Source organism: Acidithiobacillus thiooxidans ATCC 19377 (assembly GCF_009662475.1).
In the GTDB taxonomy this organism is placed as follows: Bacteria; Pseudomonadota; Gammaproteobacteria; order Acidithiobacillales; family Acidithiobacillaceae; genus Acidithiobacillus; species Acidithiobacillus thiooxidans.
Genome location: NZ_CP045571.1, coordinates 290,035 through 309,527 on the forward strand (window position 1 = coordinate 290,035; position 19,493 = coordinate 309,527).

General features: G+C 52.7%; 17 protein-coding genes. 13 read left to right on the forward strand and 4 right to left on the reverse strand.

Features of this window, described 5'->3' with window-relative positions; translation table 11 throughout:
- The gene (locus GCD22_RS01515) at positions 1 to 621 is read right to left on the reverse strand and encodes a glutathione S-transferase N-terminal domain-containing protein (protein WP_024893348.1); all 621 of its coding nucleotides are present in this window, start codon (positions 619 to 621) and stop codon (positions 1 to 3) included.
- A gap of 293 nt (positions 622 to 914) precedes the next feature.
- On the opposite strand from GCD22_RS01515, the gene lpxC reads away from it, so the two are divergent.
- On the forward strand, positions 915 to 1,829 hold the full coding sequence (lpxC, locus tag GCD22_RS01520; protein ID WP_010641253.1) for a UDP-3-O-acyl-N-acetylglucosamine deacetylase: 915 nt from the start codon (positions 915 to 917) through the stop codon (positions 1,827 to 1,829).
- On the opposite strand, the gene GCD22_RS01525 is transcribed toward lpxC, so the two are convergent.
- Positions 1,769 to 2,284, reverse strand: coding sequence for a DciA family protein (locus GCD22_RS01525; protein WP_010641254.1), 516 nt, complete (start codon positions 2,282 to 2,284; stop codon positions 1,769 to 1,771). The two genes, lpxC and GCD22_RS01525, sit on opposite strands and share 61 nt — an antisense overlap.
- 50 nt (positions 2,285 to 2,334) lie before the next feature.
- Here GCD22_RS01525 and secA point away from each other — a divergent pair, with 50 nt between their 5' ends.
- The 12 genes from secA to waaA are packed head-to-tail and all read left to right on the forward strand — an operon-like array spanning position 2,335 to position 16,163.
- Complete coding sequence (gene secA, locus GCD22_RS01530; protein WP_031569544.1) at positions 2,335 to 5,091, forward strand: preprotein translocase subunit SecA; 2,757 nt, start codon at positions 2,335 to 2,337, stop codon at positions 5,089 to 5,091.
- A 9-nt stretch (positions 5,092 to 5,100) separates the two neighbouring features.
- Positions 5,101 to 6,327 (forward strand): bifunctional glutamate N-acetyltransferase/amino-acid acetyltransferase ArgJ, encoded by a 1,227-nt coding sequence (argJ, locus tag GCD22_RS01535; protein ID WP_031569543.1) that lies wholly within the window; start codon positions 5,101 to 5,103, stop codon positions 6,325 to 6,327.
- Positions 6,327 to 7,316, forward strand: coding sequence for a Nudix family hydrolase (locus GCD22_RS01540; protein WP_024893352.1), 990 nt, complete (start codon positions 6,327 to 6,329; stop codon positions 7,314 to 7,316). Before argJ ends, GCD22_RS01540 begins: the two co-directional genes overlap by 1 nt.
- Complete coding sequence (locus GCD22_RS01545) at positions 7,317 to 8,285, forward strand: glycosyltransferase family 2 protein (protein WP_010641260.1); 969 nt, start codon at positions 7,317 to 7,319, stop codon at positions 8,283 to 8,285.
- On the forward strand, positions 8,285 to 9,001 hold the full coding sequence (locus GCD22_RS01550) for a polysaccharide deacetylase family protein (RefSeq protein WP_031569541.1): 717 nt from the start codon (positions 8,285 to 8,287) through the stop codon (positions 8,999 to 9,001). The genes GCD22_RS01545 and GCD22_RS01550 overlap by 1 nt, the downstream gene beginning before the upstream one ends.
- A gap of 14 nt (positions 9,002 to 9,015) precedes the next feature.
- Positions 9,016 to 10,074, forward strand: a complete 1,059-nt coding sequence (locus GCD22_RS01555; RefSeq protein WP_226859331.1) for a glycosyltransferase family 4 protein — start codon at positions 9,016 to 9,018, stop codon at positions 10,072 to 10,074.
- Between the two features lie 22 nt (positions 10,075 to 10,096).
- Entirely contained in the window at positions 10,097 to 11,197 is a 1,101-nt protein-coding gene (locus GCD22_RS01560) for a glycosyltransferase family 9 protein (protein WP_010641266.1), read from the forward strand.
- Entirely contained in the window at positions 11,194 to 12,399 is a 1,206-nt protein-coding gene (locus tag GCD22_RS01565; protein ID WP_237747378.1) for an O-antigen ligase family protein, read from the forward strand. The genes GCD22_RS01560 and GCD22_RS01565 overlap by 4 nt, the downstream gene beginning before the upstream one ends.
- Positions 12,400 to 12,401: 2 nt before the next feature.
- Positions 12,402 to 13,175 (forward strand): glycosyltransferase family 2 protein, encoded by a 774-nt coding sequence (locus GCD22_RS01570; protein ID WP_010641271.1) that lies wholly within the window; start codon positions 12,402 to 12,404, stop codon positions 13,173 to 13,175.
- Entirely contained in the window at positions 13,172 to 14,233 is a 1,062-nt protein-coding gene (waaC, locus tag GCD22_RS01575) for a lipopolysaccharide heptosyltransferase I (RefSeq protein WP_081577447.1), read from the forward strand. Before GCD22_RS01570 ends, waaC begins: the two co-directional genes overlap by 4 nt.
- Positions 14,230 to 14,910, forward strand: a complete 681-nt coding sequence (locus GCD22_RS01580) for a protein-tyrosine phosphatase family protein (protein ID WP_081577446.1) — start codon at positions 14,230 to 14,232, stop codon at positions 14,908 to 14,910. Before waaC ends, GCD22_RS01580 begins: the two co-directional genes overlap by 4 nt.
- Positions 14,907 to 16,163: a lipid IV(A) 3-deoxy-D-manno-octulosonic acid transferase gene (gene waaA / locus GCD22_RS01585; RefSeq protein ID WP_081577445.1), complete on the forward strand. Its 1,257-nt coding sequence runs from the start codon at positions 14,907 to 14,909 to the stop codon at positions 16,161 to 16,163. Before GCD22_RS01580 ends, waaA begins: the two co-directional genes overlap by 4 nt.
- Here the strand turns inward: waaA and GCD22_RS01590 are convergent.
- Positions 16,160 to 17,320, reverse strand: a complete 1,161-nt coding sequence (locus GCD22_RS01590) for a MalY/PatB family protein (protein WP_081577444.1) — start codon at positions 17,318 to 17,320, stop codon at positions 16,160 to 16,162. The two genes, waaA and GCD22_RS01590, sit on opposite strands and share 4 nt — an antisense overlap.
- Entirely contained in the window at positions 17,317 to 19,425 is a 2,109-nt protein-coding gene (gene ovoA, locus GCD22_RS01595) for a 5-histidylcysteine sulfoxide synthase (RefSeq protein ID WP_153940360.1), read from the reverse strand. The genes GCD22_RS01590 and ovoA overlap by 4 nt, the downstream gene beginning before the upstream one ends.
- Positions 19,426 to 19,493: the final 68 nt, after the last annotated feature.

The following is a 19,493-nucleotide window of genomic DNA, read 5'->3' on the forward strand; positions in this document are numbered from 1 at the left end:
TCAGCGCATGGCCTTCTCGGCAGGGGTCAGGCTGCGTTTGAAACTTTCCATTTGAAACAGGCGGTCCATATATTCCTGGGTAGCCTTGGCCGCTGCTGGCAGGCTGATGTCGAGTATGGGAAGGCGCCAGAGCAGGGGGGCAATGGCACAATCAAGAATGGACAGATCATCGCCAAAAAGAAAACGCTGTTGCGTAAAAATGGTGCTGAGTCCCGCCATGGTACTGCGGATTTGTTCTTTGGCTGTCTTGATTTGTTCCGGACTGAAGCCGGGCTGGAAAAGCGGCGCGAACCAGTCCTGGTCAAAGCGCAGCAGCCCCAGACGAACTTTTGCCCGGGAAATGGGATCAACAGGAATAAGGGGAGGGTGAGGAAAACGCTCGTCCAGATACTCCATAATCAACACCGATTCATGGATGGCGAGGTCCCGGTCCAGGAGGGTGGGAACCTGATTATAAGAATTGAGTTCAGCGAGTTCTTCAGGCTTGTGGGCGAGGTCAACTTCAATGATCTGGTATTCCATTGCCTTTTCTTCCAGAACAAAACGCACGCGGTGGGCAAACACGCAATCGTCGCTGGAATACAATGTCATCAGAGTTTTTTTGCTGCTGGGCGTGGCCATATTTGAACTTCCTTGATCGCAAGTAGAGTATATCTTCAGCATGAAACCCGTAGGGGATTTCATCGGCTCGTTGATTATACATGAGTACCGCATTGTTGGGGTATTTCCATGAGGATAGAGTGTCTGATGGGAAAATATTATTTGTTAATGAATGTCAATAGGCCTTGTCGAGGACTGTGGGTCGCTGTAAACTGCCTGACCAGTCGGTTAGTTGTATAGAGACAACAAAAGTTGTAACCTAAACCACAACTGTATGGGAGGGCGGTCCTGAGGATCGCATAGGAATTAAAATCATGATCCGTCAGCGCACACTTAAAAATATGATTTGGGGCACCGGAATCGGCCTGCACAGCGGCCGCAAGGTTTATCTGGGCCTTCGTCCTGCCCCGATTAACACCGGCATTGTTTTTCACCGGAGTGACATCGAAGGGGGCGCCTGGATCAAGGCTGATCCTCTCCATGTGGTGGATACCCGTCTTTCCACCAATATTGGCGACGGCCAGATTCGTGTGGGCACCATTGAACATCTGATGTCTGCTCTGGCGGGCTTGGGTATTGATAATGCCTATATAGACCTGGATGGTCCGGAAGTGCCGATTATGGATGGTAGCGCGGCGCCTTTTGTTTTTTTGATTCAATGCGCGGGCATTGAAGAGCAGAATGCACCCAAGCGTTTCATCCGTATCACCAAGCCACTGCTTGCCGAAGACGGAGATCGTTGGGTGCGTCTGGAACCTTTTGATGGATTCAAGGTGAGTTTCACCATTGATTTTGACCATCCTGTCGTCAAAAACGGTGGCCAGGACGTGACTGTGGATTTTTCACGCACCTCTTACCTGAAAGAAGTGGCGCGCGCCCGGACTTTTGGTTTTATGCGGGAAGTGGAAACCCTCCGAAAAATGGGCCTGGCTCTGGGTGGTAATCTGGATAACGCCATTGTGGTCGATGATTATCGCATCCTCAATGAAGAGGGCTTGCGTTACACCAATGAATTTGTCCGTCATAAGGTTCTTGATTCCATTGGTGATTTGTATCTGCTGGGGCATCCTCTGGTGGGACATTTTTCCGGGCATAAGGCAGGGCACGCCCTCAATAACAGTCTGTTGCGAGCCTTGTTGCAGCGTCAGGATGCCTGGGAGTTTGCGGATTATTCCGAAAGCTCTGCCCCCTTTTCCTTTGCAGAAAGCTTGGTGGCTTCTCCCGCCTGAGCCTTTTCCAGGGTCTCTGCTAGGCGCAGCATGGCTCGGGCGATGTCTGGCGCCATCTGCTTGCTGCTTTGTTTGAGGGTTTGGGCAGCCTGATCCGCGTAGATTTCAGGTTTTTTCTGTACTCTGGGCTGGGCGGGTAGTTGGGCATGCCAGTGCCTGATGCTGGACTGGATCTGTTGCACCGGATCTTCGGGGAATTCCTTGTTCCAGCGTTTAATCACTTTTTTTTCATTACGCCGTAACCACGCGTGCCAAACCGGACTTTGGCAAAGCACTTGTAAAGTGTTACCCGACCAGGCCACCAGCCAGGTGTGGTCCTGGACTTCCAGGTCGAGCATGGCATTCCAGGCAGGCTGACGTTCCCGCAGCAGGCGGGCATACTGTACGATGCTGCCGACATTACCTGAGTGGCGCAGGGTAAATGGGCGTTGTGGTCGCTGTCGTTTATCATTCATGGGCTTTCATGCTAACCTGCAAAATATTTTTTACCTAGGTTTGTCTATTCATGTTTGGAACCATCATCCGTCATGTGGTTGGTAGTCGCAACGAGCGCCTGATCAAGAAAGCCCGTGCTGTAGTGGCCAGAATCAATGCGTTGGAAGAGCAATACCAGGCCATGGACGATACCAGTCTGGCCGGGCAGACAGCGCTTTTCAAAGAGCGCATCGCCCGGGGTGAAAGCCTCGATGCCTTACTGTCCGAAGCCTTTGCTGTAGTTCGCGAAGCTACCCGGCGAGTGATAGGTATGCGCCACTATGACGTGCAGCTGATTGGCGGATATATGCTGCATGAAGGCAAAATCGCAGAAATGCGGACCGGTGAAGGCAAGACACTGGTCGCTACGCTGCCCGCCTATCTGAACGCCTTGTCGGGCAAGGGCGTGCACGTAATTACCGTCAATGATTATCTGGCCAGCCGCGATGCCCAATGGGTTGCCAAAATACATAATTTTCTGGGCCTTAGTGTGGGCACCATCATTTCCGATCTGGCTACGGAAGACCGGCGTGCAGCTTATGCAGCCGATATTACCTATGGTACAAATAACGAATTCGGCTTCGATTATTTGCGCGACAATATGGCATTCTCGCCTGCTGACCGGGTCCAGCGTGGCTTGCATTATGCGATTATTGACGAAGTGGACTCCATCCTCATTGATGAAGCGCGGACTCCCCTGATTATCAGTGGCCCTACCGAAGAAAATACGGATTTATATTTCCGGGTAGACAAGCTGGTAGGGCAATTTGTCGTCGAGGAAGATTACACGGTTGACGAAAAAGCCAAGCAGGTGATGCTCACCGAGGAAGGTATTGAAAAGGCCGAAAGGCTCATGGCTGAACATGGCCTGCTGACTGAAGATAATCTTTACGATCTGGCTAATGTCACCCTGGTGCATCATCTGAATCAGGCGCTGCGGGCGCATGTCATTTATCATCGCGAAACCGACTACATTGTCCGTGATGGTGAAGTTTGCATTGTGGATGAATTTACCGGTCGTATGATGACCGGGCGGCGTTGGTCCGACGGATTGCATCAGGCGGTGGAGGCCAAGGAAGGGGTCGAGGTCCAGAATGAAAATCAGACGCTGGCTTCCATTACCTTCCAGAATTATTTCCGGATGTACGACAAGCTTTCCGGAATGACTGGTACGGCAGATACCGAAGCGTTTGAACTGAATCAGATTTACAATCTGGAAGTGGTGGTTATCCCGACCCACAAGCCGGTTCGGCGTCTGGATATGGCGGATCTTATTTATCGCACTGCTCAGGAAAAATGGACGGCGATTGTTGAGGATATTCGTGATTGTCATCAGCGTGGACAACCGGTATTGGTGGGTACAACCTCCATTGAGCACAACGAGTTTCTCTCGCATTTGCTCAAGCAGGCAAAAATCCCCCATGAAGTGTTGAATGCCAAGCAACACCAGCGGGAGGCAGAAATTATCGCCCAGGCGGGTACGCCCGGAGCGGTAACCATTGCCACTAATATGGCCGGTCGTGGTACGGATATTGTGTTGGGAGGGAACGTTGGTCATCAGGTAGATATGGTGCTGGCTGATCCGGATATGGATGAAGAACGTAAAAGCGAGCGCGCCGAATCTCTGAAAAATGGTTGGCAAGGTCTGCATGACCGGGCAATTGAAGCGGGCGGTTTGCACATTATTGGTACTGAACGTCATGAATCACGGCGTGTGGATAATCAGTTGCGGGGTCGTTCCGGTCGTCAGGGCGATCCGGGCACCACCCGCTTTTATCTGTGTCTGGAAGATCCGCTGATGCGGATTTTCGGCAGTGACCGTTTGGGTGGACTGATGCAGAAACTGGGGATGAAAGAGGGCGAAGCCATCGAACATCCCTGGGTCACCAAATCCATTGAAAATGCGCAGCGCAAGGTCGAAAGCCGTAACTTCGATATTCGCAAACAACTGCTGGAATATGATGATGTGGCGAACGAGCAACGCAAAATCATTTATCAGCAGCGCAATGCCTTTATGGATGCGGATAATGTCAGCGAAGAAATCCAGTTGTTGCGGGAAGATGTGCTTGATGCTGTGCTGGCAGACCATACCCCCGCCGGGGTCATGGAAGAAGAATGGGATGTTCCGGGTCTGGAGTCGGCCCTGCAGCGGGTGTTCGGGCTGGAAGCCCCCGTTGAGCAGTGGCTGGAACTCGACAAGCGTTTGAACTACGAAGGTCTGCGCAGCAAAGTCATGGGGCTGGTGCAAACGTCTTATGCCGAGAAAGAAGCCTTGATGGGTAGCGAAATGGCGCGCCATTTTGAAAAATCCATTATGCTGCAGGTGCTGGACAGCCAGTGGAAAGATCATCTGGCAAGCATGGATCATCTTCGCGAAGGTATTCATTTGCGCGGTTATGCGCAGAAAAATCCCAAGCAGGAATATAAAAAAGAGTCCCTGGCGATGTTCAACAGTATGTTGGCGCGCATGCGCGAAGAGGTCATCAGTACCCTGTCGCGTCTGCATGTCAGTCCGGCAGCGGAAACCATGGATTGGGACGCCCTGGCGCGTGCCGCCGCACCCCAGCACTTACAGTTTTCTCATCCTGATTTTGCGGCGGAGCCGGGGGCTGAAAATTCAGGCCTGACCGCATTGGCTGGGGGCGTCCTCGGAGAACAGCTGACTGATTCGTCGACTCATTCTTCTGCGCAGTCGCCCCTGATTGCCGATGATAAAATTGGCCGGAATCAGCCCTGCCCCTGTGGATCAGGCAAAAAATACAAGCATTGTCACGGACGCTTACAATAAGGAGCTGCTATGGCTGTTGGCCTTCTTCCTCCCCACGATTTGCTGCCTGTAGCCGGTGTGCGGCTGGCGGTCACCGAAGCGGGCATCCGTTATGCCGGACGCCGTGATCTTACCCTGATTGCTGCGGATGAAGGCACCCAGGTAGCTGGAGTGTTTACGAGGAACCGCTTCTCGGCTGCTCCGGTAGTGGTGGCCCAGCGGCATTTGTCCTCGGGAACCCCCATCCGGGCGCTGGTCATCAATACGGGTAATGCCAATGCGGGTACGGGGGCTGCAGGCTTGCAGGCGGCAGAGGATGCCTGCCGGGTTGTTGCTGTTGCCTTGGATTGTCCTCCAGAGTCGGTGCTGCCATTTTCCACCGGGGTGATTGGTGAGCCGGTGGATCTGGCCGGAAAAATCTCTGCTGCGCTTCCCGCCTTAAAAATACACCTGGATGAAAATCATTGGGAAATAGCTGCTGCGGCCATCATGACCACCGATACTATCCCCAAGGCCTGCTCGCGGCAGATTGATCTGGATGGTCAAAAGGTGACGGTAACGGGCATGGCCAAGGGTTCTGGCATGATTCGTCCGGATATGGCGACCATGCTGGCTTATATGGCTACCGATGCCCCCCTGCAGGGAGAAGCCTTGCAGCAGTGTCTGCAGGACGCCATGGCGCAGTCCTTCAATCGGATTACGGTAGATGGAGACACTTCAACCAATGACGCCTGTATTTTGATTGCGACGGGCAAAATTGCCGCTGAGCCCATTAGCAGGGTGGAAGATTCGCGCTATGCACCGCTCTGTTCTGTAATTACCGAGGTGGCCCAATTTTTGGCCCAGGCCATTGTTCGGGATGGCGAGGGAGCGAGCAAATTTATTCCTATCCAGATTGCAGGGGGGCGCAATGAGGAGGAATGTCTGCAGGTGGCCTATCGCATGGCGCACAGTCCTCTGATCAAGACGGCCTTTTTTGCTTCAGACCCCAACTGGGGACGTTTGCTGGCCGCCATTGGTTCAGCGGGGGTGGATGATCTGGAAGTGGATAAGGTTCAGGTCAGTCTGGGAGAAACGCGCATTGTCCGGGATGGGGCCCGAGACCCTGATTACACCGAGGCTGCCGGGCAGGCGGTGATGGCTGAGGCAGAAATCCCGGTGCGGGTGGATTTGGGTCGCGGGTTGGCGAGCGCGACAATCTGGACCTGTGATTTATCCTATGACTATGTGCGTATTAACGCCGATTATCGCAGCTGATGACCGTCGTTCCTGTAGCCACAGGTATTCTTGAGGACGAAAATGGTCGTCTGCTTATTTCCTTGCGCCCTGAAGGCAAACCCTGGCCGGGGTTTTGGGAGTTTCCCGGTGGAAAAGTGGACCCGGGTGAAACGCCTGAGGAAGCCCTACATCGGGAGTTATGGGAAGAGATTGGCATCCGGGTGCAGGATGCAGAGCCATTCCGGACCCTGGATTACACCTATCCCGAGCGGACGGTGCGTCTGCATTTTTACCGGGTGCGACGCTGGGATGGTGCGGCTCATGGTAAGGAAGGGCAGCAAATTCGCTGGTTGTACCCCTGGGAAATTCCGGCGTTGGAGTGTCTGCCCGCCAACCTGCGGATGACGGCAGCCGTACTTGAAGAATCTTTGCCGCACCCGCCACTATGCCTGATTGTAGATCCGGCCCGTGTGGAGCCCCAGGCATTCGCTCATGCCTGGCGGGAAGCGCTGAGAGCAGGCCTGCAATGGGTGATTCTGCGTTGCAAAAGCGCTGTGGATGAAGAGAGCGCGAAGTTGTTGAAATCCCTTTGTGCAGAATCCCTGGCCGCAGGTGCGCAGGTCTGGCTGAATCATGCTGAACCTCTGCCGGACTGGCCGCATAGCGGTCGGCATTTGACGCAATCCCAATTGGAAGCTGGCTTGCGCCCTTCGGAGCCCTTTGGTGCTTCCTGTCACAATGCCGGGGAAATCCACCAGGCGGCCCAGGCGGGGGCCCGTTATGCCTTGCTTTCACCATTGTTTTCCACTCGCTCCCATCCGGATACGCTGCCATTGGGCGAAAAAGCATTTGCCGAACTGGTGGAAACATCGGCTATTCCGTTGATCGCCCTGGGCGGACTGAGTGTGGAAAGGGTTCCTGCAGCAATGGCTACCGGGGCCAGTGGGGTTGCCATCCTCTCGGGAATTCTCGACGCTCCTGATCCTTTTGTTACCACCAGTGATTTTCTGCGCTATTGGAGACCCTGAGTGCCCCGAATTTCCGTCGTGATCCCGCTGTACAACGAAATCGACAACGTCACACCGCTGTGTGATGCCCTGAGTGCGGCGCTGGCGGGAGCAGATGCTGAAATCATCATTGTCGATGATGGTAGTCGTGATGGCAGTGCGGCGGCCCTGGACCGGGAAGCCGCAACACGCGGAAACCATTTCAAGATGATTCATCTGCAAAGAAATTTTGGCCAGACAGCGGCGATGCAGGCGGGAATTGATGCCGCCCAGGGGGAAGTCATCGTGACCCTGGATGCGGACCTGCAAAATGATCCTCAGGATATTCTCCCTTTGGCTGAGCGCTTGCTGGCTGAAAATCTGGATGTGGTAGCGGGTTGGCGCAAAAATCGCCAAGATGGCCTGTTTTTGCGCAAAATACCTTCGCGTATTGCCAATCGACTCATTCGCCGCTTTACGGGGGTACGTTTGCATGATTACGGCTGCACGCTCAAAGCCTATCGGGCTTCGGTGATCAAAGGGGTGCGCCTTTATGGAGAAATGCACCGCTTTATCCCGGCCTGGTTATCGACCCTGACTTACACCGATCGTATTGTGGAAGTGCCCGTGCGTCACCATGCGCGCGTGGCAGGTAAGAGCAAGTACGGAATTTCCCGAACTTTTCGGGTGCTGGTAGACTTGTTGTTTGTTAAGTTTTTTCTGGGTTACAGCCAGCGACCCATGCATTTTTTCGGTACCGTCGGACTGTTTTCGCTGTTTATAGGTTCCGGCATGCTGATTTATTTGTTTATTGATAAATTCGCCGAAGGTGCAGAGATTTCCGGTCGACCCATGCTCATTGCGGGCGTCCTGTTTTTTCTGGGAGGACTGCAGTTTTTGAATACGGGTATTGTCGGGGAGATGTTGTCGCGGATATATCATGAATCCCAGGATAAAAAGACTTATGTGATTCGCCATACGGTGCATCTTGACCCGGGTGCCGAACCCTGATGCCTGTTCCTATTTTGATGTATCACAATATTGACCGCGCACCCAAAGGGGTGAAATTGCGCGGTCTTTACGTTTCTCCAGAACGATTCCGGCGCCAGATGGCCTTGCTGCATCGCCTTGGTTATCAGGGTTTGTCCATGTCTGCGGCCTTGCCTTATATTCGTGGCGAAGCCAAAGGAAAAGTCGTCGCCATTACCTTTGATGATGGTTATCGGGATAATCTGGAAAATGCCTTGCCGGTTTTGCAGCATTATGGATTTACGGCGACCTGTTACATGGTCAGCGCGGCCCTGGGCGCGGACAATGCCTGGGATGCGGAAGCTCTGGGCGTACACAAGCCGTTGATGTCCGAAACAGAGTTGCGGCAATGGCAAGCAGCTGGGATGGAAGTCGGCGCCCATAGTCGTCATCATCCCCGTCTGCCGGATCTGACGGAAGCGGATCTGCTGAACGAAATGACCGGTTCCCGACAGGATCTGGAAAAATTGTTGGCTGTTCCCGTCACGCAATTTTGTTATCCCTACGGTGCGGCAGGACAGCGCGAGCGGGAAGCGGCAAAACAGGCCGGATTTTTGGCGGCCGTGACCGTACGTCGGGGGCGCGCCCGAGCGGGGGAGGAGGACCCTTTTGACCTTCCCCGGGTCATGGTTGGCGGACATCATGGCCCGCATGTGTTCCCCATGCAGATCTGGACAGCGCATGAGGATCGGCATTGAGCTCAGGGCGGCGTTTGCTCTGGGTAGGCACAAATCCGGGGGGGGGAGGGACAGAAACCCACATGATCACCATGTGTCGGGCTTTGGCGGATGTCGGCGTGGACATGCATGTATTTGTGCATCCCCGGGGACATATTGGCGAGGCTTTGTCTGGCAGTTTGGTCAAGCTGCACTATGGTGCATTTCGTAACAGTGCCGATGTGCTCGCCATGCGCAAGCTATGGAAAATTATCCGTCATGTGCAACCCGATTGGCTGATCGGGAGTTTCAGCAAGGAATACTGGCCTCTGGCCATACTCAGTCGGATGAGTGGCCGTCCTCTGGTGTTGTTCCGGCACATGGATTTACGCCTCAGACCTAGCACCCGCTGGCTGTTATCCCACTGGCCCTTGCGACTTTTCGCCATATCCGAATACTTGCGTCGTCGTCTGATTGAACAGGGCATTCCTCCGGCGCGGGTAGAAGTACTCCTGAATCCCATTCATCTAACAGAATTCCATCGAGATGCTGAAGCCCGTCAAAATCGGCGACGCGATTTAGGGCTGACTGATGCGGATTTTCTGTTGGGTTTTGTGGGTGCCTGGCATCGTGGTAAAGGCGTTTTTATGCTGGCCGATGCCATTGATGCAGCCCACGCACAAAATGTGCATCTTCATGGCTTATGGTTAGGCGGAGGGGCGCACGAGGAAACATTGCGCTCCCGACTGGCCAATAAACCCTGGCACCATGTGCTGGGTTGGCAAAATCCGGTAATGCCTTGGTATAGTGTCATGGATGCTTTGGCCCTGCCGTCCATAGAACCCGATACTTTCGGCCGGGTTTGCCTGGAGGCGCAGGCCTGTGGAACACCGGTGCTGGGCGCGGACATAGGGGGTATTCCCGAAAGTTTTGTGGATGGCCAGGGTGGATGGTTGTTGCCGGCTGGAGATGTTGTGCGCTGGGAAAATGCTCTGCTGAGTTTGTTGGCGGATCCGGCGTTGCGAGAAAATTTTGCTGATGCAGGACCTGTTTACGCAACAGGATTTGCCTCAGAAAACATTGCCTGTAAATTTTTGCAGGAGTTGCAGCAATGATTGCTGGTTTTGTGGGCTAAACATGGCGCGTGCTATTCCTGCCAATCCTCGGCGTATTTTACTGATCAAATCCCACAGCGCGGGCATAGGTGATATTCTCCGCAGCTCTGCGGCTTGGGCCGTCCTCAAAAACCGTTGGCCCGATGTCGAGTTGCATTTGCTGTTTTTAACGCGCTGGCCTGGATATCCTAGTGAGGCCTTGATTCGTGAGCATTTCCTGCTTTCCAGTGCACATTTTCTGCCCATGCAGGAAGGGCATTTTTGGGGGATGCGTGGGGTGGGACCTCGAACCTGGAGGCGTTTGTTGCCGGAATTGAGAAAAATTGCAAAGCAGATTCAGCCTGATTTGATTATTGATCATGAGCCTCATGGTTTGGAAACTACCATAGCGGCAAGATGGCTACGTCGCTTTTGCAAGTCAGCCATAGTCGGTGTTAATCAGGTCATGGGGCGTGGGTTGTTGTATGACAGGTCGGGCCCGAGCCTGCAGCAATATGCTAAAAATGAGCAACTTGACTGGCCAATGGACTATACCGAAAGGGACTTCGCAGCGCTGGTAGCACTCGGTTTGCATCGAGAAAATCAATCCATAGTCCTGACGGAAACCTCTGATGGTCGATTATTTCGTGATGAAATGCAGCAGATCTTGCCAAAAGACTTGCCGATAATCGGTCTAAATATTGGTTGCGGTACACCGGATGCCGAACAGAAGCGTCCTGACCTGGACTTATTAGTAATGGCTTTCGGGAGAGCTTATAAAGAAAGCCCGTATATCCTGTTGTTGACAGGTGCTCCCAACGAAAGCTTTATAAACAAATCATTTATAGATAAATATAAAGTAAAATGGGGTAATAATGCGCATATAATAGATATTGCCGGTAGAACATCATCGACAAGCCTTACTGGAGCTATCAAGCTATGTGATGCTTTCGTATCCAGTGATTCTGGCCCTTATCATATGGCAGTGGCCCTGGGCGTTCCGACCTTAGCGTTGTTCAACTTCTCGAGTCCTGAACATTATCATAGTAAAGCAGAGATTTTTTTGTTGCATCAGTCATGCTGCTCTATTGCGGATGAAATTTCTACAGAGCTAACCAAAATTTTATTGAGGAAAGCATCGTGAATTGGATAAAAATTCCAGACGGATTGATGTTTTCATTGTATGCTTTACCTTTGTTATTTTTTCCCTTAAGTACTGCTGGCGCTGGTATATCTTCCGCACTCCTTTTGTTAGTGTATGTACTAAGCGGATATTGGCGAGATTGGCGGAAGATTTTCAAAAGATCGTGGTCGTTTCCTTTGTTATTATTGATTGGATGGACCATATTAGGCCTTTCCTGGTCAACGAATATGTTTTTTGGGATGAAAGTGGTTGAGGCTACGGGTTACGGGGTTTTTGCATTTTTGGGGGCTACCTTACCTTGGCAGGAAAAATGGATAAAAATTCTGATTAGAATGTTTATAGCTGGATTGGTGATTAATGCGGTTTTAGCCTTTTTGATGACTTGGCATGTTTTGCCATGGCACAATGTGAACAATCTACCCTACACCGGTTTTGGTGGGCATATATTCATTTCTCTGGCTATTGTCCATGTTTTTTTGTGGATGCTCTGGGATTTCAAGTTTTCGTGGAATTTTAAGCCCTGGTTGAACATTTTGATTGCTATTATACTTTTCGCACAGTTGATTCTGGCGCAAGGCCGTTCGGGTCAAGTGCTATTCATTTTACTGATTCCAGCAGCGATATGGATTCTTTATGAGGGAAGGTGGCGATATTGGCTTTCTCTGGGGGTTTTGGCCTGCGCAATGGGAATGTTGTTCATACCTTCAGTATATGCCATGTTCTCACTTGGTGTTCATCAATTGATTCATTTTAATATTCATGCTGCCGATACGAACTCTAGTTGGGGATTGCGAATAATTGCTATGGTAGGCGGCGTCTGGATGTTTTTTGCCCACCCGCTGTTTGGCGTTGGTACGGGTGATTTTTTGCCAGGTATCACCGCGATGCAGAATGCGCATTTGCTTCCGAAGACGCCTTTGTTCATTATGAACACAGCGGCAAACAGTTATATCAGCGAAGCTGCCGTTTTGGGAATCATCGGTATAGGGGCCTTTTTATGGTTTCTTTGGAGCTTGGCTAAAGAAGCTTGGCAAGACAGGTTGATGCCTCAGAATTGGTTTGCACTGATGTATATAGCTATTTACATTGTTGGTGGCATGTACAATAGTTTAAACTGGGGTTACGCAGATTCTATTACTATTGCCCTAATGGCGGGTTTGCCCCTGCATCAAAGACTTTCTAGCCCAAAGAAAGCCTGCTGATAATGTCCAGTCTGCCTCTTTCCGTCGTTTATATTACCCTGAATGCCGAGAGACATCTGAACAGTTCTTTGGAGAAGGTAAAGACAATCGCTGCAGAAATTGTGATGGTGGACTGCGGCTCCAGAGATCAAACCTTAAGTATCGCCAAAGCCCATGATGTCAGAATTATTTCTCATGCTTGGCAGGGGTTCTCGGCACAACGACAGTTAGCTGTTGATTCTGCCCGCCATGAATGGATATTAATGCTTGATGCAGATGAAATTCTTACCGATGCGGGAATTCAAGCCATTAGTAATGTGCTCTCATGCACTTCAGCGGTGGGATCCTATTTTCTGCGACGTCGCAGTGTATTCCATGGCAGGCAAATTTGCCACGGTGACTGGGCTCATGATCGGGTATTGCGCTTATTTGATCGCCGCTTGGGACATTATGATAACAGCTTGGTGCATGAAGCCTGGCATAGCAGTGCTCCCAGTGATATTTTGCCCGACATTTGTTTGCTGCATTATTCCTACGCAAATTATGCTGAACTACTGGATAAAATGCGCCGGTACGCCATTCTTAATGCCGAACAAGTTCTGCAAAAACGGCGGATCTCACGTGCGTACATGCCTATGACTCATGCATTTTGGGCTTTTTTCAGGGCTTATTTCTTGCGCCTAGGCATTCTCGACGGCGTCGATGGGGCCGCCATTGCCTGGACCACAGCCTTGGGTGCCTTCATGAAATATGCTATTGCCCGTGAAATGCAGTTGCAGGACAAGGAAAATTCGTGAAGTTGCTGCTGCTGCGCCTCAGCTCTTTGGGGGATGTGCTCCATACTTTGCCGGCCATGTCCGATTTGGCGGTGCATTGTCCTGATGTGGAAGTGGACTGGCTGGTGGAGCCTGCTTTCGCTCCGGTTGTTGCCTGGCATCCGAACGTCAAAAATGCCATGCCTTTTTCTCTGCGAGCTCTGAAACAAACACCACTCACTTTTCCTGCCGAACTGCGCCAGCTCCGCAACACCCTGCTTGCGAAGCACTATGATGCGGTGCTGGATAGTCAGGGACTCTATAAAAGTGCATTGCTGGCCCGGTTGGCGGGTGCTCCGGTTTCGGGACTGGCAGCGGACAGTGCCAGAGAGCCTGGGGCTTCCCGCTTGTATCAACAGCGCTTTACGGTTCCCTGGTCCAGTCCTGCCATTGCCCGCAATCGTCAGTTGTTCGCGGCGGCGTTGCAATATCCGCTTCCGGATACGCCACCGGACTTTGCTTTAGCCCCTCTTCGTAGGCAATGGCAGGATCAGTCGTTGGCTGATCCGTTGCTGCAATGGGTAAGAAAGCCTTTTGTCATGGGCTTTCATGCAACTTCTGCCGCATGGAAAACCAAGGAATGGCCGGAACGGCACTGGAGGACACTGGCTTCTCATCTGTGCGTAAAGGGCTTGAATTTATTGCTACCCGCAGCGGACGAACGCGAGCGCCTGCGGGTGGCTAGCATACAGGCGGGTGCTGATAATGTTATAGCGCTGCCCCGTCTGAATCTGGAAACTCTAGCAATCATCATGAGCAAAGCGCAGGCTTTTGTCGGCATGGATACTGGACTGTCTTATCTGGGTACTGCTATGGGGCTGGCTGGAGTAACTCTGTATGGACCTACATCTGTAGAACGTCTAGCCCATGGAGGAGAGCAACAGATCAACCTCCAAAGCCCGCAATCCTGCGCCCCCTGCGGTAAACCCCGCTGTCCATTGCCAGAGGCGCAGAATGGCCGGATACTTTGTCAGGAGGCGCTGGAGCCTGATCGGGTCTGGGCCGCTTTATCTTCCTTGCTGGAGTCGTCCGATTCATGAATTCGTCCCTCAGGCTTTTGCCGGAAGAGCGTCGTCGTTATCGGCGTCATCAATTCTGGACCGATCACGGCATCTTTCGGGAATGGTTTTATGCTAATTTCCATGAGATGGCGCCGGGCGTATTTCGTTCGGCACAACCTTCGCCAAGGCAGTTGCGGCTCTGGCATCAGCGCCATGCTCTCCGGGCGGTGCTGAACCTGCGGGCGCCCGCACCTAAAGAACCTCATTACCGTCTGGAACAGGAAATTTGCGACGCTACCGGAATGCAGCATATTGTTCTGCATGGTTTCGGTTCCCGTGATTTACCTGAAAAAGAGCGTTTGCTGGCGGCCATGGATTTGTTGACCGAGCTCCCTAAACCTTTTTTGTTACACTGCAAATCGGGGGCAGATCGGGCTGGATTCATGAGTGTTCTGTACATGCACCTGGTCTTGCAGCAACCCATTGCGGAGGCGCAGAGACAATTGCGCTTATGGCCCTTTGGTCATATCCGTCATGCCAATACCGGGATTCTTGACTGGTTTTTCACCAGTTACCGACTGGCTCTTGGCAATGAACCGGGACTCACCTTGCGCCACTGGGTAGAGCGTGATTATGACCGGGAAGCGCTACTGAAGAGTTTCCGCCCCTGGTATCGTCTGGATTGGCTGACCGATCGTCTGTTGCATCGCGAATGATGAATCGCCGTATTTACGCGGGATTACTCGGTCTTTTCAGTCCGTTCCTGTTGCTTTTCACCTTATGGCGCGGCTGGCGTCGTCCACCTTACCGGGAAAGATGGCGGGAACGCTTCGGCTGGGGAGAAATGCATCAGGATCGTCCCCTATGGATTCATGCGGTGAGTGTCGGAGAAGCCATTGCCGTCATCCCGCTGGTGCACGCCCTGCAAACACGCTATCCGAATCTTCCGATTATGCTGACCAGCACAACCCCAACGGGTGCTGCCATCGTCGCTCAGCGTCTGGGTTCGGCGGTGCGCCAGCACTATATGCCCTATGATACTTCGGCAGCCGTAAGACGGTTTTTGAAGCGTCAGCAGCCGCGCCTTTGTCTGATTATGGAAACCGAAATCTGGCCGAATTTATGCTATTGGACGGCCCGGTTTTCTGTCCCACTATTATTGATTAATGCGCGCCTGTCGCCGCGTTCGCAGCGGGGCTATGGACGTTTTCCGGGTTTGTTTCGCCCGGCGCTGGCCGCCATGACGGCGGTGGCGGCACAAAGTCCCGAAGATACCGAGGCTTTCAAGAGCCTGGGCGCTTCCCGGGTCCTGGTCATCGAAAATATCAAGTACGATCTTCCTGAACCGGTGGATGCCCTGGAAAAGGGGCGCATCTGGCGGCACCATCTGGCGACCCGGCAGGTTTGGGTGTTTGCCTCCACCCATGCCGGTGAAGAGAAAATAGCGATAGATGTACTCGAACATTTACGCGTGCATTGGCCCCACCTTTTGCTGGTGCTGATTCCCCGCCATCCCAGCCGATGCCATGCGGTAGAAGCGGAGCTGCAAGCGGCTGGGATATTGTATGCGCTGCGCTCTCAACATGATGAAATAGAAAGTAAAAATGTATTTCTGGTGGATACCTTGGGAGAAGTGATGGATTTTTATGCGGCGGCGGATCTGGTGACGATCGGCGGCAGTTTTGTCCCTGTTGGTGGACATAATCCGTTAGAGGCGGCGGTACTGTCCTGCCCCATTATTTTTGGTCCACACATGGAAAATTTTCGGAGTATTGCGCGGGATATGCTGGCTGCTGAAGCCGCCGTTCAGGCTGATAATGCTGACGCCCTGGAGGCCCGGTTGGAGCACTGGCTGCGCCAACCCGAGGACGCTCAGGAACAGGGAAAAAAGGCTTTGGCCTTTGTTCAAAAACAGCGCGGTTCTCTGGAAAAGATCATGCAGCTTCTGGAAGAACTGGATTTGACCTAGGTCAACAGTGCGTTCCGCAAGCGCGATAATCCTTCTTCCAGGACAGTTCGGGGTGCTGCAAAATTCAGGCGCACAAAACCCTCTCCGCCCGGCCCGAAACTGGGTCCAAGGTTGAGCCCGAGCCCGGCCTTGAGCAGGCTTTTCTGAATGTGATCGTCGTCGCCATAAGCCGCCACATCGAGCCAGGCCAGATACCCGAACTCGGGAATACGATAGCCCAAATCCGGTAGTTCCCGGCGCAGGAATGCCTGAATGAATTGCGCATTGACCAATAGGTATTCCCGCAATGCTGTCTGCCATTCTGCGCCATGCTGCCAGGCACTGGTCATGGCCGTCAGGGCGCAGGCATTGGTCTGATGAATCTGGCTGCGATACAGTTCATCCCGAAAAGTCTGGCGTAATTCGCTATCCGGAATAATGGCAATTCCGCCGCCAATGCCGGCAATGTTGAAACTCTTGCCCGCCGAACTCAGTAATACAGACCGGGCTGCAAGCTTTGCAAAGGGAATATGTTGCGCATAACTGAGGTCGGCGTGAATTTCATCACTGACTACCACGCAGTCGGCCGCCTTACAAAGCTGGGCCAGACGCTGAAGTTCTTCTTCCGTCCAGACCCGCCCCACCGGGTTGTGCGGCGAACAGAACAACAGCAGGCGGGATCGGGTTAAAGCCTTTTCCAGGGCCTGCCAGTCGATACGGTAAGTCAGGTCCGGGGCCCTTTGTAAAGGTACGAGGAGTAACTCCCGATCATTTTTTCGCACGGCGTTCATAAAGGGAGGATAGATGGGCGGCATAACCATGACGGTGTCGCCGGGTTGAGTAAATGCACGCACGGCTGCAAATAAGGCCGGTACCACTCCGCTGATGCTTCCTGTCGCGCCGGGTTCCGGGCGCCAGCCATGACGCGCAGCCATCCATTCGTCAGCGGCACGTAACATGACCGGTCCGTCACTGGGATACCCAAAAATCGGGTGTTCCAGACGTTTTCGCAAGCTCTGGATAATAGGTTCAGGAACAGCAAAATCCATATCGGCGACCCACATGGGCAAAACATCGCCGCCGAAGCGATGCGCGGCTTCATCCCATTTTATGGAACCGGTGCCCATGCGCGGAATAACGGCATCAAATGGCGAGACTAAATTTCCATGATTTTTCATAGGCGCTCCCAGAGGGTAGCTTGCGCGATACTGTGTTGATATTTACGCGCGGTTTCGCGGATAACAAAGGGAATATCCAGCGGGCTTTCTTCCCGAAGCCGGAAATAGGGCGACAGGATTTCCTTGAGTGCTTCCAGGGTACTGAGATTTTCACCATCTTTTTTGTAGCCACCGAGCCACTCACTGCGTGCGGTATATTCTTCCAGCCAGGTGTAAGGTGAGGTGATGAGCAAAATGCCGCCCGGTACAATGCGCTCACGCATATCCTCCAGAAATTTGCGGGGATGATGCAGGCGATCAATGAGATTGGCTGCGACCACCAGATCATAGTCCCGATACAATGGCTTGAGATTGCAGGCATCGGCCTGGAAAAAATGGACATGGTCCGCAGTTTCCCGCAGACCCAGGGCCGCCAGATCGATGCTCTGATAACTCCGCAAATCGCCTTCTTCAACCCGTGTGTAGGAAAAATGTCCGCGCTCACGAAGTTGTACACCGACACTGATAAAGCGCGCCGAGAAATCCAGTCCGGTTACATCCGGGCAGTGTTTTGCCAGTTCAAAGCTGCTCCGCCCCACCGCGCAGCCAACATCCAAAGCCCGGCGCAAGGGTTTACCCGCCATGGCACGAAGCGCCAACTCAGCGACCGCAGCCGCAAAGTTAGGGACTTCATAATAACTGCGTCCATAGTGAAATTCCGCATACTGGGAAACCAACGCGTCGCTTTCGTAAATGGGTACTTCAGGAACGGTGTTGGTCGAGGTGACATAACGGAATCCGGCATGCTGAAAAAAATGCCGACGGAAGGCATAGCGTGCTTCCTGCTGCATTTCGTTCCCAAGGCTGATAAATGATCCCCCTTTCATCAGATTATGCTGCTGATCAAAAGTCGGCACCGTAAAATCGTCGTACACCGGATGGACTTCAAAGCCTGGAAAAGGATAAATCGGTGTGCTGGTCCACTCCCAGACGTTGCCCATCAAATCGTAAAAATCGCCCTGAGGAAATGCATCCACCGGACAGGGAGAGCAGCCGGCACTCAAGCCAATATTGGCGGGGACCTTATCTTCCCAGCCATCGCTGTCACTCAAAGCACTGAGATTGCGCAGATGGCGCCACTCGTCCTCACTGGGAAGACGCAGGTTTTCACCAGTTTGGGTCGATTTCCAGCGACAAAAAGCCGCTGCCTCCAGAGCGTTCACTTCAACCGGCCAGTTCCAGGGCATGGGCCGCTCTGCGGCGATCAGACGCAAGCGCCATCCTTCAACATCGGGCACCCAAAATGGCGGATGTTCAGCGCGACTGAAGCGCCGCCAGCCATCGCCTTCTTCATCCCACCAGTCGGGATTGTGGTAACCACCGTCTTCGACAAAGGCAAGAAACTCCTGATTACTGACCAGAAATTTTGCGGCAGTAAAAGGCTGCAGTTCATGTTGATGGTTCCCGTACTCGTTGTCCCAGCCATATTGGCGGTCATCTTTTGCCTTGCCCAGCTTGACCAGACCACCGGGCACGGGCAGCAGAGCGTTTTGTGGGGCCGTGCCAGCCTGATCCCAGGGTGCAAAGGCGACTACCGGGCTGACCCGGGAAAGTGGCAATTGGCGCATCAGGACCGAGCTGGTTTCCAGATGAATGTTTTCGTGTTCAATACCCATCAGGATGATCCACCAGGGTGAATCCCAGGTAATGGGGAGAGTCAGGGGTAACTCCGAAATGAGTCTATCCACCATTTTCCGTACCTCCTGGCGATAAAGGCGGACGGCTTCAGGGGTAGGCCAGTCGTAATGGGTTTCGTCCAGATCATCCCAGGACATTTCATCAACGCCGACGGCAAATACCGATTCCAGATGCGGGTCGAGACGGACTTCAATCAGTCCCGCAAATTGCAATTTGTTCACATAAAAAGTAGCGGTATGCCCGAAGTAAAAAATCAGGGGATGCCGCAGAGGAATAGCTTTTTCCACCCAGGCAGCAGAGTCCTGCAAGTGATCAAACAAGGATTCATACAAGGAGAAGGTTTCATGGAAAACCCTGCGAATTTCTTCCCGTTTTTGTTCAGCATTCTCACCGTCCAGACGAAGTGGAGTAATGCGTGTACGCGCCATGATTGCTCCTTTTAAGTCATTTCTGTTTGTCATCCCTAGTCTAACACAAGATACCGTCCGGTCGGATG